The sequence below is a fragment of the Sulfitobacter sediminis genome (genome assembly GCF_040811725.1).
In the GTDB taxonomy this organism is placed as follows: Bacteria; Pseudomonadota; Alphaproteobacteria; order Rhodobacterales; family Rhodobacteraceae; genus Sulfitobacter; species Sulfitobacter sediminis.
Genome location: NZ_JBFNXX010000011.1, coordinates 84,552 through 100,834, shown reverse-complemented (window position 1 = coordinate 100,834; position 16,283 = coordinate 84,552). Strand labels below are relative to the sequence as shown.

The window sequence follows — 16,283 nt, the reverse complement described above, 5'->3', positions numbered from 1 at the left end:
ATGCCGGAAATGCGACATCCTGTTGTCGGGAGGCGAAACGATGGCAAAACCCGCTGTTTCCGAACGAACCAACCGACCTGTGCCCTGGGCCGATGCAGACGGAATAATCGACGCGCCAGAGGGCTCGGTCAACATCGCCTACGAGGCCGTGGACCGTCATGTCCTACACGGCAACGGTGCTGAGCGCGCGCTGCTCTGGCTGGGCAAGGAAGGGGAAAGGCGGGACTTCACCTATGCGGATCTCGCCGATGCCTCGGCGCGTTTCGCCAATGTGCTTACCGCGCATGGGCTGAAGCCCGGCGACGGTGTTTTCAGCCTGATGGGCCGGGTGCCGGAACTCTATTTCGCCGCCTTGGGCACACTGAAGGCCGGGCTGGTCTTCACGCCTTTGTTCTCGGCCTTTGGGCCCGAACCGATCCGCACGCGCATGGAAATCGGGGACGCAGCAGTGCTGGTGACCACCGCGCAGCTTTACAAGCGCAAAATCGCCGCCTGGCGTGATCAGATCCCGACACTCAGGCTGATCCTGATTGTCGGCGATGAAGCGCCTGAGGGATGCGTGGCGTTCGGTCCCGCGATGGCAGGCGCGTCGGCGGAATTCGAGACGCGGCGCACGGGGCCGGACGACCCGGCGCTGGTGCATTTCACCTCTGGCACGACGGGCAAACCAAAGGGGGTTGTCCACGTCCACAACGCGGTCCTCTATCATGCGTTTTCGGGGCGCGTGGCGCTCGATCTGACACCCGGCACGATCTACTGGTGCACCGCCGATCCCGGCTGGGTCACGGGCACCTGCTATGGTATCGTCTCACCTCTGGTGAACAGGGTCACGATGATCGTGGATGAGGCGGAGTTCGACCTTGATCGGTGGTACGCCACGGTCCAACGGGAGAAGGTCGAGGTCTGGTACTCCGCGCCGACGGCCATCCGGATGATGATGCGTGCCGGTGCGGCGGCTGCGGCGCCCTATGATTTCTCGTCTCTGCGCTTTCTCGCCAGTGTCGGTGAGCCACTGAACCCCGAGGCGGTGATCTGGAGCGCGCAGGTTTTCGGCCAGCCGTTTCACGACAACTGGTGGCAGACGGAGACCGGGGGCATCATGATCGCGAATTGCCCCGGTGATGAGGTCAAGCCCGGGTCGATGGGCAAGGCGATGCCGGGCATCGAGGCCGGGATCGTGGAAAGGTCCGGCGACACCTTGCGGCAGCTTGACGACGGCGAGGTGGGCGAGCTGGTACTGCGGCCCGGTTGGCCGTCGATGATGCGCGCCTACCTGCATGAACAGGCGCGCTACAACAAATGCTTCGTCGATGATTGGTACCTCTCTGGCGATCTGGCGATGCGGGATGCAGACGGGTATTTCTGGTTCGTGGGTCGGGCCGACGACCTCATCAAGACATCCGGTCATCTGGTGGGGCCCTTCGAGGTGGAAAGCGCACTGATCGAACACCCGGCGGTCGCCGAGGCCGGTGTGATCGGCATTCCGGACGAAACCGCAGGCGAGATCGTCAAAGCCTACGTTACGCTGAACCCTGATTTCACGCCGGATGAGGCGCTGGAACGCGACATCCGTGGCCACGCACGCAAGAAGCTGGGCCCAGCCGTCGCGCCGCGTGAGGTGGTCTTTCGCAATACCCTGCCCAAGACGCGGTCGGGCAAGATCATGCGGCGACTGCTCAAGGCGCGGGAACTCGGTCTGCCCGAAGGCGACATTTCCACACTGGAGACGGATGAGACATGAGCACCACTGACAAACCCAAGCTCGACCGCGCCCATGTCCGGTCGCTGCTGCGCGACATGATCCGCGTTCGGAAATTCGAAGACAAATGCGCCGAGCTTTACACCCAGGAGAAAATTCGCGGCTTCCTGCACCTCTACGACGGGGAAGAGGCGATTGCCTCCGGCGTGATCCCGGTGCTGGAAGCGCGTGACCGCATCGTGGCGACCTACCGCGAGCACGGGCACGCGCTGGTCCGGGGCGTGCCCATGACGACGATCATGGCCGAGATGTATGGCAAGGCTGAAGGATGTTCAGGCGGGCGCGGGGGCTCGATGCATCTGTTCGATGCCGAGAACCTCTTCTATGGCGGCAACGCGATTGTCGGTGGCGGGCTGCCGCTCGCGGCCGGGCTGGCCCTTGCCGACCGGATGCGCGGAGACGACACCGTGACCGCCTGTTTCTTCGGAGAAGGTGCGGTGGCCGAAGGCGAGTTCCACGAGGCGATGAACCTTGCCTCGCTTTGGGAACTCCCGGTTCTCTTCGTATGTGAGAACAACGGCTATGCCATGGGCAGCGCGCTTTCGCGTACCGAATCCGAGACTAACATCCACGCCAAGGCGGCCTCTTACGACATGGAAACACGCGAGGTCGACGGGATGGATGTTGTCGCCGTCGAGGCCGCCGCCAGACGGGCGATCCACAGCATCCGCGACACCGGCAAGCCCTATTTTCTTGAATGCAAGACCTACCGCTTCCGGGCCCACTCGATGTTCGACGCCCAACTCTATCGCGACAAGGCCGAGGTCGAAGAGTGGCGGCGGCGCGGGCCCATCGTCAGATTTCAGGGTTGGTTGCTGGAAAACGGCCTTATCCACAAAAAGGAAATCTCCGAGATCGAGGCGGCGATCGACACCGAGATTGCCGAAGCGGTAGCCTTTGCGGAGGCCGGCACATGGGAACCTATTGACCAGCTTTACGTCAACACGCTTGGTCCCCAGCCGGAGCCGCCCGATGCGCCGACCCCTTCGGGCGAAACGGTCGAGATTACCTATCGCGACGCCGTGCGTGAGGCGCTGCGCGATGCGATGACCCGGGATGATCGGGTCTTTCTGATGGGCGAGGACGTGGGCGCCTACGGCGGATGCTATGCAGTCTCCAAAGGGCTGATGCAGGAATTCGGCGAGGCCCGCATCCGGGACACGCCGCTGTCGGAAAGCGGGTTCACCGGGGCGGGCATCGGGGCCGCAGCGGCCGGGCTTCGCCCGATTGTCGAACTGATGACGGTGAACTTCTCTTTGCTGGCGCTCGACCAGATCATGAACACTGCGGCAACCGTGCGCCATATGTCCGGAGGGCAATTCGGCGTGCCGCTGGTGATCCGCATGGCGACCGGCGCGGGCAAGCAGCTTGCCGCGCAGCACTCGCACAGCCTTGAAGGCTGGTATGCCCATATCCCCGGCCTCAAGGTGCTTGCCCCGGCCACGCTGGAAGACGCGCGCGGAATGCTCTGGACGGCGCTGCAGGACCCCGATCCGGTTCTGATCTTCGAGAACGTGATGCTCTACAACCGCTCAGGTCACCTCGATACAAATGCGGGCGCAGTCGACATTGCCAAGGCAGCCATCCGAAGGGAGGGCAGGGATCTCAGCCTTATCACATACGGTGGATCGCTCTTCAAAACGCTGGATGCAGCAGAGGAACTCTCAAAGGAGGGCATCGAGGCCGAAGTTGTTGACCTGCGCACGCTCCGCCCGCTCGATGATACAACGATCATGGCCTCGGTGGGCAAGACACGCCGCGCGGTGATCGTCGACGAAGGCTGGCGAAGCGGTTCGCTCGCCGCCGAAATCTCGGCCAGGATCATGGAGCAGGTCTTCTGGACGCTCGATGCACCGGTCGGCCGGGTCTGTTCCGAGGAGGTGCCGATCCCTTACCCAAAACACCTTGAAGAAGCATCCATCCCGCAGGTCGGCAAGATCGTCGCGGCGGCGAAAGCCGTTCTGGGGAAGGGCTGATGGGCGTTTTCACCCTTCCTTCTCTTGGGTCGGACATGGAGGCCGGAACGCTGGTCGAATGGCTGATTGCCCCGGGCGATACCGTGCACCGGGGCGACATCGTGGCGGTGATCGAAACCCAGAAGGGCGCAATCGAGATCGAGTGTTTCGAGGAAGGAACGGTAGAGAACCTGCTGGCCGAAACCGGCGCGAAGCTTCCCGTTGGCGCGCCGCTGGCACAGATACGCGCGCCGGGCGAAGCCGCTTTTGAACCCGTTGCAGAAACGGAACCGGCAGCCCCCGCAGCGGTGCCTGTCCCACCCGAGCCTGCGAAGAAGCCTTCTGTGACCGTTCCGACTACCGGCGAGGTGCGGGCGTCACCCGCGGCACGCCGCAGGGCGCAGGAATTGAACGTCGATCTGGCCACGCTAGACGGCAGCTTTCCCGACAGTGGAATCGTGCTTGCGGATGTGGAAGCGGCCGCCGGGAAGGCAGCGGCGAAACCTGCCAAGACACCTTTGGTCATGGAGGAAATGCGCAGGGCCATCGGTGCGGCCATGTCCCGGTCCAAACGCACCATTCCACATTTCTATCTGTCCCAGACCATCGACATTGAGCCGGCCAAGGACTGGCTGGCAGCGCATAACGCAAAGGTACCACCGGCCGAACGCGTGCTGATGGGCGCGCTCCTTGTGCGTGCGGTCGTGCGCGCAGCCACAAAGGTCCGCGTGATGAACGGTCACTACACCGACGACGCATTTCATCCCTCGGAACGTGTCAATGCGGGCGTTGCCGTGGCCCTGCGCGGCGGGGGCCTCGTGGCACCCGCGCTGATCGACGCGGATCGGATGAGCCTTGCGGAAACGATGGTGGCCATGCGCGATCTGGTAAGCCGCGCCCGCGCAGGACGGCTGCGCAATTCGGAGATGACCGAGGGCACCATCACGATTTCAAGTCTCGGCGAGACCGGCGCCGAAGAAATGACCGGCGTGATTTTCCCACCGCAGGTCGCGCTGGTCTGCCTTGGCACGCCGCAGGTACGGCCCTGGGTGGTCAGGCAGGAGGTTGTCCCGCGCACGGTCGTGACACTCAGCCTGTCCGCGGATCATCGCGTCAGCGATGGCCGTCAGGGCGCGGAATTCATCGCGGCTTTCATGGCCGCAATTTCGGATCCGGAGAACCTATGACCCCAGACGAAATCCGCACTGTTTTCATCGAGGAATTGACCAATGTCGCGCCCGACATCGCGGCGGAGGACGTGAGAGAGAGCGATCATATCCAGGAGGATCTGGGCCTCGACTCCATGGATATCCTGAACCTGGTCACGGCGCTGCATCGTAGGCTTGGGGTTGATATTCCAGAACCGGACTACCCGCAGATCGCCACACTGGCACAGGCTGTCGATTACATCGGGTCGAAGCTTGAATGACGATCCAATCGTTATCTCGGAGAAGCGCGAATTCCTGATCGCTTCGTTCAGTTTGGAACTCTTTTTGCTGCGCTGCTGATTTGCTGCTTTGACTGGCGCCCAAAAGTCAGTCGGGAAATCTCCTTGCCGGCTGCGCTAAATCTGCGTTGAGCCGCACGATGAGGCGTGAGGCGAAGAACGCGCCTCCCAATGATTTCAGACCGATGCCGCGTCGTACCCTGCGGCCTTGATCGCATCGATCACTGCCGTGTCTGGCTGGCCTGTCTTGACCTCGACGATGCGTGCCACAAGGTCGGCCGCGACCTCAGCTGTTGGATCGAGGGATGCGATTTCCTTTGTGATTGCGGCGGTGCAATGGCCGCAGCTCATGTCCGGGACGTGGAATTTCATGTGCGATCCTCAGTGACTTGGGTTCAGGATAATGAATCCAGCAAGTGGAAGGTCAAGTGCAATACGGAGCCAGGACAAATCAAAAAAATCGTTCTCCCCTCTTGAGCTTCCAGTCACTGGAAGCCCTATATCACATCTGTATTAGGATGAGGGGAACCACCATGACCCAAAACACGCAAGCCACTCTTAATATCGAAGGCATGTCATGCGCCTCTTGCGTGGGCCGCGTTGAAAAGACGCTGGCAGCGCTGGAAGGCGTCTCCGACGTCTCGGTAAACCTCGCTTCGGAATCGGCGCGACTGTCGGTTGATGGTCCCACCCGTCTGCAGGACGCCGCCCAGGCGCTCGACAAGCTGGGGTATCCGGTACGCACAGCCCGGATCACGCTGAACATCGCTTCGATGTCCTGCGCGTCCTGCGTCGGACGTGTCGACAAGGCACTTGCGGACGTGCCCGGGGTCATGTCGGTCACCGTGAACCTTGCCGCGGAAACGGCCGTGGTCGAATATTTTGAAGGTGCCGTCACTCCCGCCGACCTTTTGGCTGCGACAGCGGCGATCGGCTATCCGGCCGAGGTCGCCGAAGCCAACGCCAGCCAGTCGCGCGTGGAGCGCAAGGCGGAGGAAGCGGACAATTTGCGCCGGAATGTCCTTCTTGCGGCGGCACTGGCGCTGCCGGTTTTCATTCTGGAAATGGGCGCCCATCTGGTGCCCGGTTTCCATCATCTGATCGCCAACACCATCGGGACGCAAACATCCTGGGTCATCCAGTTCGTCCTGGCGACCATCGTTCTCTTCGGCCCCGGCAGGCATTTCTTCATCAAGGGCATCCCGGCCCTGCTGCGCGCTGCACCCGACATGAACAGCCTTGTCGCTGTCGGAACAGGGGCCGCGTGGAGCTACTCGGTGATCGCCACCTTCGTGCCCGGCCTGCTGCCCGAAGGCGTGCGGGCGGTCTATTTCGAAGCTGCGGCGGTCATCGTGGTGCTCATTCTCATCGGACGCTGGCTCGAGGCGCGGGCCAAGGGTAGAACCGGTGCGGCCATTCAGGCGCTTCTGGGGCTTCAGGTGCGCACAGCGCGCGTGTTGAAAGGGGACCAGACTGTCGAAGTGGACGTAGATGCGCTTGGTGTCGGCGACACGATTCTTGTGCGCCCGGGCGAGCGCATCCCGGTCGATGGACAGGTCGTGGATGGCACCAGCAACGTCGACGAGAGCATGATCACGGGGGAGCCCGTGCCTGTCGCGAAAGCTACGGGTGCGACCGTCACCGGCGGCACGGTCAACGGCACCGGCAGTCTTACCTTCCGGGCGTCGCGCGTCGGCTCTGACACGACACTCGCGCAGATCATCCGCATGGTCGAAGAAGCGCAGGGCGCCAAGCTGCCGATCCAGGGGCTGGTAGACCGGGTAACGCTCTGGTTCGTGCCAGCCGTCATGGCCCTGGCCGCGCTGACAGTTGTCGTTTGGCTAGCGGTTGGGCCCGACCCAGCGCTGACCCTTGCACTGGTGGCTGGTGTTTCCGTGCTGATCATTGCCTGCCCTTGTGCCATGGGATTGGCCACGCCGACGTCAATCATGGTGGGGACAGGCCGGGCGGCTGAGATGGGGGTTCTCTTCCGCAAGGGGGACGCGCTGCAGGAGCTGTCAAACGTCGATGTCATCGCGCTCGACAAGACCGGGACAGTGACGGAGGGGAAGCCGACCCTAACGGATGTTGTTGTCACCGAAGGTTTTGACCGCGATACGGTTCTCGGTCTGATTGCCGCCGTCGAGGACCAGTCGGAGCACCCCATCGCCGAAGCCATCGTCCGGGGAGCGCGACGTGAAGGCATCGCGGTTCAGACTGCCGCCGGTTTCCGGTCTGTCACAGGATACGGGGTCGCGGCGATGGTCGAGGGCCAGGAGATCATGGTGGGCGCGGACCGATACATGATCCGCGAGAACGTCGACATCGCGCCCCTCATCGACACGGAACGGGATCTGGCAAGTCGCGGTCGCACCGCGCTTTATGCGGCGGTCGACGGCAGGCTGGCTGCGGTCATTGCCGTTGCCGACCCGGTGAAGCCCGCAAGCCGGGCTGCGATCTCCGCCTTGCATGAACGTGGCTTCAAGATCGCGATGATCACCGGCGACAAGCAGGAGACGGCGGAAGCCATCGCCCGCGAGACCGGGATCGACCATGTCATCGCCGGCGTGTTGCCGGACGGAAAGGTCGCGGCACTCGATGACCTCAGGACAGGGGGCCGCAAGGTGGCCTTTGTGGGCGACGGCATCAACGACGCGCCGGCGCTTGCACATGCGGACGTTGGCATCGCCATCGGTACGGGCACCGACGTCGCCATCGAGAGCGCTGACGTGGTTCTGATGTCGGGCGACCTGCGCGGCGTGGTCAACGCCGTCGAGGTGTCAAGGCGGACAATGTCGAATATCCGCCAGAACCTTGCCTGGGCTTTCGGCTACAACGTCGCGCTTATCCCAGTTGCCGCAGGCGTGCTTTACCCCGCCTTCGGACTGCTCTTGTCGCCGGTCTTTGCCGCGGGCGCGATGGCTCTGTCGTCGGTGTCGGTCCTGACGAACGCTCTGCGTCTGCGCCGCATTGCTCCTGCGATGCGCGAAGAGGCAAGGCCCAAGGCGCCTTTGTCACAGACCCGCATGCAACCGGCAGAATAGGAGACCGGATACGATGAACATTGGAGAAGTCGCAGAACGCTCCGGCCTGCCGCCCAAAACCATCCGCTACTATGAGGATATCGGCCTGGTGCGCCCGCAACGCAGCGAGAACGGTTACCGGGCATTCCGGGAAACCGATCTGCACAAGCTCGCTTTTCTGGGGCGTGCCCGCGCGCTGGGGTTCTCCATCGAGGACTGCCGGACCCTTCTTGGGCTCTATGAGGACGAGAGCCGGGAAAGCGCGCAGGTGAAAGCGGTTGCCGAGGAGCATTTGAAGGCAATCGACGACAAGATCGCGCAGCTTCAATCCATGCGTGAGACACTCTCGCACCTGGTCAAGTCGTGCCACGGCGACCATCGGCCGGACTGTCCGATCCTCAGCGATCTGGCTGGGGGGAGCCGATCTAAGCCGCTTTAACTCTGAAAACGCATGAAGGTACCCGCCAGAATCGTCAGGCAGACTGCTCCGGCGGCAAAGATGAGCAACGCGATTGTGATTGGCCCAACCCCTTTGGGAAGGTGCACAACAACCGGTCGGAAGCGCGACGAGCGTCTGATCGCTGAGACATACAAGGGGATAGCGCTGACCAAAGTCGCGTAAAGGTAGACGCCCGAGATGTTCTCAAAGAGCGCGGAACGCGCAAGTGTAGGCGCGACAACGCGCCAGGCCGTCGCACGGCTCCCTCCGAAAGATCCGAACCAGTCGGCGGAAACCACGTAAATCAGGACATGAATGCCGTAGAAGAGCCCAAGTCTGGCAACGAAATCCACGGCTATCAGGGCCGCCGGATCGCGCTCTTCATCAGGGCGCTGGCGCGAAAGCGCGTAGAGAAAGAAACCGACATAGTTGACAACGAAGACCACGGGCAGGCCATTGGACAGAACCTGTCTCAGGAAACGCTGCAGGGAAGGCCCCCCGCCCGCCAGGGCGGATGCAAAGCCGGGCGTAAGCAGAACGTAGAGTGCCAGGATCGGCAACATTCCCACCAGACTGAAGAGCAGGACGTTTCGCAGAAACAGCACCCCGCTCATATGGGTTGAAAAATACCGATCCAAACGACCACACCCAAATTCTTATTCAGATGTAGCTTAGGCTCAATCGAAGCTGGTTGGCCACGCAGTACTCAACAATCAGTTGGTTCAATCACGCCTCTGAACAATCGGGTTTGATGTCCTTCCTTCTTGTCACTCCGCCCGCACATTCAGGCGGCTTCGCCCGCAAGGTCGCGCCAGGCCAGTCAGGCAAGAGGCGGCACGACCGCCGCCTCCTCGGAGAGCACGTCACAAAACGCCAGCATTTCTGGGAGCATCACGCCGCGAGGGCCTCCACGGTGTCCGTCCAGACGAGCCCGGGGAGATATCGGGCATCGACCTTGCCGTCTTTCAACGTAAAGAGATGGAGCCAGCCGTTGTCGAAAAGATCGCGCACCCCCGGATGGCGTTCGAGAACGTCCGTGATCGCCTCGCGCGGGGCCTCGATCATCACCGACAGACGCAGCGGTTCGTGCATCAGCTTGTCGCCATCGTGAACGGCCTGCCATGGCAAGCCCGGCCTGAGACGACCGGAGTTGCCCTCGATCACACCGATGCCACCCACGACGTTATGGATAAGCTTGTTGCCGCCACCGAATACCTCGGGCATCACGGACGACCCGTAATACTGCATGCTGATCCAGCTTGCGACAACGACGGGTGCAGTAAGGATCAGCTCCAGCGTGCCAAAGCCGTCGTCGGCCTCCCAGTCGTAGCTGTGCAGGAAGGCGCGCCCGCCAAGGTCCTTGCCCGCGGTCGCAGAGCGCGGTGCCGCGATGAAGGCGGCGCAGCCTGCGAGGCCCCACTCCGGGCGCACCTCGGCCCAGTTGAGCGCACGGTCGGCGATGGTCCATGGGGTGGCCCCGGGCAAGGTTGAAACACGTTCAGCACGCGCGATCCGCCCGGCCTGCTTCAGCCAGCCCTTCGTCCGCCGGATGTCGTCCCCACGGTCAGAGGGCAATCCGTCGTCATAGATCATGATCTCGTCCGTCGTGGTATCGTGGAGCCCGGCGATGAACAATGTGTCCTCCGGAATGACGATGCCGCGCTCGACAAGACCCGCTCTGGTCTCGGGATCATTCAGGAGCGCCGCCAGAAGCCTTGCAGAGACCTCGCCGGTGTAGCCGCCGCAAGCGCCGCAGTGATAGGCGCTTTCGTGCGGATTGTTGGTCACCTGGCCGCCGTGTCCGAGCAGCAGAACGATTTCCCCATGGCCCTTGGTCAGGCTCATGGCTCCCAGCACGGCAGCTGCGGTATCCGCTTTTGCCTTCGCATCGAGACCGCCGACAACTTGCGGTGCCGGGGCAGGCTTCGCCGATTTGCGCTGCAGCCCCAAGGCATCCCGCACCAGCTTTCCGGCATAGAACGGTCCTGCCGCCTCGACAAAGGCGAAAGACGAGACGGCGGCCTGACGGAACCGGCCCCAGGCGCGGGCGCTGCGCGCCGCGATCCGGGTGTCCTTTTCCCCCTTCGCATCAACGTGGCTTGCGGTTTCCACGGCCGGGTTCAGAAGCACCGGCAGATGTGCCTCGACGACATCCGAACCATGCGCCTTGTGCGCCAGCGGCAGGCCGAAGAAGCCCGCAAAACCGATCGTCTCGATCGCCGGGTCGACGCTTTCCAGCGCCCGGCGAAACACCTCGGACCGGACGTCGATGCAGAAGGCCGCCTGAAGCGCGGGGCGATCCTTGGATCCGGTCTCTCCGTCCAACGCGGCGATGAGACTGCGTTGATGCGCCCGCTCGCACGCCTCTTGTGCAATCGCAAGGGCCACATCCTGCTCCGTGGGTTCCAGCGGTGCACCATGCGCCAGAACGGTTTCGGCCCATTTTGCCCCGACAGTCGGCACATGCCTGAGCAAGGCTTCCTCCCAGATCAGCCGGATCGCAAGCAGATCGGCCAGTGTCCTGTCCGTCCCTCCGGCCAGTTCCGCTTGCCACAGCAGCCAGCGCGCATGCTGGGACCAGCCCCCGAGGTCCATGTTGAGACGGTGAAAGGCAGTCTCGGCGGCGTGCACCTTGAGGCCCAGGGCATCCGCTGCCCTGAGGATTGCGCGGTCAGCGGTGTCGGGGGCTGCCGCGACATGGGCGCAGAAGCCGGAAAGGCCCGCGATTTCTGGCGTCAGGTCGTGGGTTGCCCAGGCCCGCCAAGAGGCGAAAGCGTCCGTGCCGGGCGTCGGCGACCAGAGTGCCTGGCCCCGGTCGAATTCTCCCGCCGCCCAGATGCCAACGGTCTTTTCGATGATCGACGGCCAGTCCACGCCCGTGACGTCGGCGGCGAGGTCGGCCACCGTCGGCAGGGCAGTCGGCGCCTGCAAGCCAGCCTTGCCAAGGATCGCCTTCAGCGCCCTGCCTCCCCTGGGCTTGAGCAACGACGTCGATGCCGCCACTGCCTCTTCCAGGTCCGCGTCCGTCAAATGACCCTCTTCCAACATCTCCGCATAGGCCGCAGCAGGCTGGGTTGCCCGGACACCGGCGACCCTTTGCAAACGTGCCGAGGCGGTTGCGAGGTCTTCACCGGTCTGCCCAAGGAAGGGGTTCACGGCAACCGTTGCTTCCAGAGGAAACGCGGGCGGGATTCGCCGGGCGGCGTCTTCGACGGCTTTGAGGATCGCCGATGTCAGCGAAGGGGCAATCTGGGGGTGTGTCTGAAACATGTCGCTCTCCACGATCTCAGTTCGATTTTGCGTTCTTGAAGCCGCCAATCGCGCGGTCAAGCAGGGCATTCAGGTAAAAGCCATTGGCGAGGTGAACCCTCAGCCCGGCAGTGGAAGGGTGGTGAGCCCAGAGCGGAAAGAGCGCCTGCGCGAAGGCGACAAGACCGAACGAGACCAGCGCAAGGACGATAAGCGCCCATTCCAGAGGGCCGGGCGTGGGCGCTGCCGGCAGGGCCGGTCCCCATGTGGCCTGCGCGGCGGCCTGGAAGGCGAAGTAGGCCACTGCCGCGCCCAGCGACGCCCGCGCCGTCCGCTTGGTCAGTTCGCTCGGCGCCAGATCGGCGAGCCCCTGTGCGACCAGGTAGGCCACGCCGAAAATCAGGATCGCCCCGAGAGCCAGCGCCTGCGCCGTCTTCGGTCCCAGCATCATCGTAAAGGCGGTGGCGATCACAGCGTATATCGCAAGCGCAAGGGCGAAGGACCTGAGGACAGCGCCAAGACTAGGGACCGCAATCGGCCCCGGGCGACGCAGGTTCGCCACGGCCTGCACGGCGCCGCCCGACGAGAGGAAGGCGTGCGCCTTGTAGAGCGAGTGCGCAACGATATGCAGAAGCGCGAGGGCCCAGAGACCGAGGCCGCATTGCAGCAACAGGAACCCCATCTGTGACACGGTGGACCAGGCCAGCGACGTCTTGACAGCACTCTGTGTCAGCATGACGGCCGCACCGAAGAGCGCGGTGAACCCGCCGATGATGACCAGCGTTGCCATGGCACCGGGGCTGAGTTGCACAAGCCCCGCGAGCGAAATCAGGATAACGCCGCCCGAGTTGATGATGCCCGCGTGCAGCAAGGCCGAGACCGGGGTCGGCGCTTCCATGACTTCGGTCAGCCATCCGTGCAGCGGAAAGGCCGCCGTTTTCAGCGCTGCCGCAAGAACGACCAGTGCGACACCAAGCGATGCGGCCCAGGTGAGGCCCGTTTCGGAAGCAGTTGTCGCGATCCCATTGAGGTCGCCGGTGCCGTAGCTTCCGACCAGCAACACCGCCGCAAGAACCAGGGCCGCGTCTGCGCCGTGCCAGACCAGCGCGAACTTCGTCGCCGCCCGGCGGGCTTCGGGGCGGTCTTCATAGAACAGAAGGAGGCGTTTCAACCCCAACCCGACCAGCGCTGAGAAAAGGATGAGCGCCGCCAGGCTGCCGGACTGAACAAAGAGCAGCACCGCCGCCAGTGTCGCGAGCATGAGCGCGTGGAACCGACTCTCTTGTGACTCACCGTCGAGATAGGTGCGGCTGTAGCGGATCACGACCCAGCCGATAAAGGCGACGAGCAGCACCAGAGTGGACGTCACGAGATTGGCTTTCAGCGAAAGGGACGCGGGGCCTTCGAGAAGAGAAAGCTTCGCAGGACCGGAGACCACGTACTGGACGAGACCGAACACGGCGAGTGCAAGGGTCGCAAGCGCTGCGAATTCCGCGCGTTGCGCCAAACCGGTCGGCCTGCGGCCGGGCTGGCGCCATGCAAGCATCGCAAGCACAATCAGAACGCAGGGCGCGAGGAACGAGGGCGAGAATTCCATGAGCATACTCCGTGGCAGGTTAGAGCGTCAGATAGGTCATGGCGTACTTGAAGAAAAATTCATATTCTGTCAGCAATCCTTCCATTTGATAGAACTATGTCGACACTCAACCTGCATCACCTGCGCTTGTTTCGGGCTGTCGCGAGGGACGGAACCCTTACCGGAGCCGCCCGCGCGCTCAACATTTCGCAATCGGCGGTATCCACGCAGATCAAGGCGCTGGAAGCCGCCCTTGGCCACGATCTGTTCGAACGGCGCGGGCGAAATCTCCATTTGTCAGAGGCTGGCCGGATCGCGCTCGACCACGCGGACGAGATTTTCCGAGCTGCCGAGAACCTGACCGCGACCCTGAAACGGGCCGAAGCGAAGCGCCGTGTTTTGCGGATCGGGGCGCTCGCCACCCTGTCGCGGAATTTCCAGATCGCGTTTCTCGATCCCCTGATCGGGCGCGATGACGTCGAGGTGGTCTTGAGATCGGGAACACAGGAGCTGCTCTTGCGCGCCCTCGAGGCGCAATCGCTCGACATCGTGTTGACCAATCTCATTCCGGCGCGGGACGGCTCCAGCCCTTACCTTGTACACACGCTGGCCGATCAACAGGTCAGCCTCGTCGGTTCGCCGGACAGGCTGCCAGCGGGGAAGGTCGATGTCGCCAGTATTCTGGCGTCGGAGCCGCTTGTTCTGCCAACCCCGGAGACCTCGATCCGCGCCGGGTTCGACGCCCTTCTCGAACGGGTCGGTATCGTCCCACGCATCGCGGCGGAAGCCGATGACATGGCGATGCTCCGCCTGCTTGCGCGCGCCGATGCCGGCATTGCCGTCATTCCCCCCATCGTGGTGCAAGACGAATTGACGGTTGGACGACTGAAGGAATACGCGCGTCTCGACGACGTCCGCGAGGTCTTTGCGGCCGTCACGATCAGCCGCAAGTTTCCGAACCCGCTCGTTCACGAGGTGCTGCACGCCAAGCGCATCCCGCCTGGATGGTCCGAGATCGGGAAAGCGAAAGGATAAGTTGAGAAGGTGGGGCTGAGGATCATGGTGGACGCGGACATGGTGCCGTTTTCTCAAGCATAGGGTGGGTTGACCAGAGCTGCTTGAAGGACTCGGCCGCCTTGACGCGCCGGCGCTTTGCTGGGTTGATCGACAGGGCGGACAGGTAGGCGGTCTGGGTGGAGGAGGCGGAGGATCGACGGCAGTCGCTGGTGGATATTGATTTCCAGGATCGGAGAAATCTTAACGGGCGGTTTGACGGCTGTATGAACCGGAGCGGCGGAAGTCTCCAGTGGACCGAAGACCGGGCCTTTGCCGCTCCCTGCCCATGCGCTAGATATTGATGCGGGGTTGACCTAGCCCCCGCTGGAACCCTTAGAGGGCGGCAGAGAGAGAACGCGGAGGATACCGGATTGCAGGACGACACAATCACTAGGCGCGGGATGCTGGCTTCGGCGGCGGCGCTGCTGGCAATACCATCGGGGCTGCATGCGGGCGCCGGGCCTGTCATTCACGTACTCAAAGACCCCAACTGCGGCTGCTGCAGCGCATGGATGGATATCCTGCAGCAGGCGGGGTTTTCCGTCACCAGTGAGCCAAGTGCCGGTGTCGCGCTCTACCGCGCGAAGGCCGCGCGGGGCATCCCACCCGATATGGCCTCGTGCCATACGGCGGATGTGGAAGGTTACGTGATCGAGGGCCACGTGCCGGTGGCCGACATCCGGCGCCTGCTGGCCGAGCGGCCCGACGCCATCGGTCTGGCCGTGCCGGGCATGCCCTACGGATCTCCGGGCATGGGGCCCGAGGAGAAGCGGGAGGCCTATGACGTGTTACTGATCCGGCGGGACGGGACGACAGAGGTGTTTACATCATATGCGGCGGCTTGAGATGGGTGGATGGATGCGCAAAGGCCTGGTTGTGGCGCTGGGACTGAGTTTCGCGGCCTCGGTGGCGCTGGCCCATACGGGTGTGAAGAACATGACGGTGATGAAGCGGATGGAGGCGATGCAGTCCATGGGTGACAGCACCAAGGTCCTGGGCCAGATGGCCAAGGGGGAGCGGACGTTTAACGCCGAGACCGCGCGCGCGGCAGCGCTGGCGATTGCCCGGCACGCGGCGGAGACACCTGTGCTTTTCGAGGAGCGGGCGGAGGACCCAAAAGACGAGGCAAAACCGGTGATCTGGGAGCAGTTCGAGGATTTCGCGACGAAGTCGGAGAAGCTGGAGAAGGTCGCGATGCGGCTGGCCGGGTCTGTCGAGAGTGTCGACGATGTGCGGGCCGGGCTGGGGGAGATTGGGGCGGCGTGCAAGGCGTGCCATGAGGTGTATCGGGAGTAGGGTTGGCTGGCGGGGCTGACCGCAAGTTTATTTTCGTGCGCCCTTGCCGCGCCATTGCGGAACCACCACGGCCTTACCAGATTCAATGTGCTGAAACATTGGAGGCCATCATGGTCCGCTTCGCCCTTCCCCTTGCATTCCTCACCGTCGCCGTTGTGCCCGCTCTCGCGGATGAAGTGACGGGCACCGTCCTTGCCTTCGACCGCGTGGACCGTGTCATCGTGCTGGACGACAAGTCCGTCTTCAACGTGGCCAACGTGGAGATCGTCCCCGAAGGCCTGAAGGCCGGGGATACCATCACAATCGACTATCAGAGCGATGGCGAAAACGGCGTGAAGGCGATCAGGAGTATCACCAAAAACTGATGAGGATGAGGCCTGCTCCCGATGGAAGCGGGCCTTGTGGATTTCGGGCCAGCGGATGGTCCGACGTTACCCCGATGAGCGCCGTTCGTGAGTTGCCCAAACGCTCGACAGGAGCGTT

14 protein-coding genes are annotated in these 16,283 nt (G+C 63.2%); 10 read left to right on the top strand and 4 right to left on the bottom strand.

The genetic code is table 11. The features are described from left to right. Positions 1-40: 40 nt before the first annotated feature. Genes acsA through AB2B41_RS14905 form a run of 4 tightly spaced genes read left to right on the top strand, consistent with a single transcriptional unit; the run spans position 41 to position 5,143 of the window. On the top strand, positions 41-1,741 hold the full coding sequence (acsA, locus tag AB2B41_RS14920) for an acetate--CoA ligase (RefSeq protein ID WP_367878609.1): 1,701 nt from the start codon (positions 41-43) through the stop codon (positions 1,739-1,741). After that, entirely contained in the window at positions 1,738-3,735 is a 1,998-nt protein-coding gene (pdhA, locus tag AB2B41_RS14915; RefSeq protein WP_367878608.1) for a pyruvate dehydrogenase (acetyl-transferring) E1 component subunit alpha, read from the top strand. Before acsA ends, pdhA begins: the two co-directional genes overlap by 4 nt. Further along, a complete protein-coding gene (locus AB2B41_RS14910) occupies positions 3,735-4,901 on the top strand; it encodes a dihydrolipoamide acetyltransferase family protein (protein WP_367878607.1) in 1,167 nt (388 codons plus the stop codon). The genes pdhA and AB2B41_RS14910 overlap by 1 nt, the downstream gene beginning before the upstream one ends. After that, positions 4,898-5,143, top strand: a complete 246-nt coding sequence (locus AB2B41_RS14905; RefSeq protein ID WP_367878606.1) for an acyl carrier protein — start codon at positions 4,898-4,900, stop codon at positions 5,141-5,143. Before AB2B41_RS14910 ends, AB2B41_RS14905 begins: the two co-directional genes overlap by 4 nt. A 195-nt stretch (positions 5,144-5,338) precedes the next feature. Here the strand turns inward: AB2B41_RS14905 and AB2B41_RS14900 are convergent, their stop codons facing one another. Next, positions 5,339-5,533, bottom strand: a complete 195-nt coding sequence (locus AB2B41_RS14900) for a heavy-metal-associated domain-containing protein (RefSeq protein WP_367878605.1) — start codon at positions 5,531-5,533, stop codon at positions 5,339-5,341. Between the two features lie 161 nt (positions 5,534-5,694). On the opposite strand from AB2B41_RS14900, the gene AB2B41_RS14895 reads away from it, so the two are divergent. After that, positions 5,695-8,205 carry a heavy metal translocating P-type ATPase gene (locus AB2B41_RS14895; protein ID WP_367878604.1) on the top strand — a complete coding sequence of 837 codons (2,511 nt, stop codon included), beginning with the start codon at positions 5,695-5,697 and terminating at the stop codon, positions 8,203-8,205. A gap of 13 nt (positions 8,206-8,218) precedes the next feature. Then, entirely contained in the window at positions 8,219-8,623 is a 405-nt protein-coding gene (gene cueR / locus AB2B41_RS14890) for a Cu(I)-responsive transcriptional regulator (RefSeq protein ID WP_367878603.1), read from the top strand. On the opposite strand, the gene AB2B41_RS14885 is transcribed toward cueR, so the two are convergent. From AB2B41_RS14885 to AB2B41_RS14875, 3 genes are all read right to left on the bottom strand, one after another. After that, entirely contained in the window at positions 8,620-9,237 is a 618-nt protein-coding gene (locus AB2B41_RS14885; RefSeq protein WP_367878602.1) for a hypothetical protein, read from the bottom strand. The two genes, cueR and AB2B41_RS14885, sit on opposite strands and share 4 nt — an antisense overlap. A gap of 277 nt (positions 9,238-9,514) precedes the next feature. Beyond that, positions 9,515-11,893: a YbcC family protein gene (locus tag AB2B41_RS14880; protein ID WP_367878601.1), complete on the bottom strand. Its 2,379-nt coding sequence runs from the start codon at positions 11,891-11,893 to the stop codon at positions 9,515-9,517. A 16-nt stretch (positions 11,894-11,909) separates the two neighbouring features. Further along, complete coding sequence (locus tag AB2B41_RS14875) at positions 11,910-13,469, bottom strand: proton-conducting transporter transmembrane domain-containing protein (RefSeq protein ID WP_367878600.1); 1,560 nt, start codon at positions 13,467-13,469, stop codon at positions 11,910-11,912. A 96-nt stretch (positions 13,470-13,565) separates the two neighbouring features. On the opposite strand from AB2B41_RS14875, the gene AB2B41_RS14870 reads away from it, so the two are divergent. The 4 genes from AB2B41_RS14870 to AB2B41_RS14855 all read left to right on the top strand — a co-directional run bounded on the left by AB2B41_RS14870 (position 13,566) and on the right by AB2B41_RS14855 (position 16,165). Next, positions 13,566-14,483 (top strand): LysR family transcriptional regulator, encoded by a 918-nt coding sequence (locus AB2B41_RS14870; RefSeq protein ID WP_367878599.1) that lies wholly within the window; start codon positions 13,566-13,568, stop codon positions 14,481-14,483. Between the two features lie 392 nt (positions 14,484-14,875). Beyond that, complete coding sequence (locus AB2B41_RS14865) at positions 14,876-15,349, top strand: DUF411 domain-containing protein (protein WP_367878598.1); 474 nt, start codon at positions 14,876-14,878, stop codon at positions 15,347-15,349. Between the two features lie 13 nt (positions 15,350-15,362). Then, complete coding sequence (locus AB2B41_RS14860; RefSeq protein ID WP_367878597.1) at positions 15,363-15,800, top strand: c-type cytochrome; 438 nt, start codon at positions 15,363-15,365, stop codon at positions 15,798-15,800. Positions 15,801-15,910: 110 nt separating this feature from the next. Beyond that, on the top strand, positions 15,911-16,165 hold the full coding sequence (locus AB2B41_RS14855) for a hypothetical protein (protein ID WP_367878596.1): 255 nt from the start codon (positions 15,911-15,913) through the stop codon (positions 16,163-16,165). The last annotated feature ends 118 nt before the right edge of the window (positions 16,166-16,283 follow it).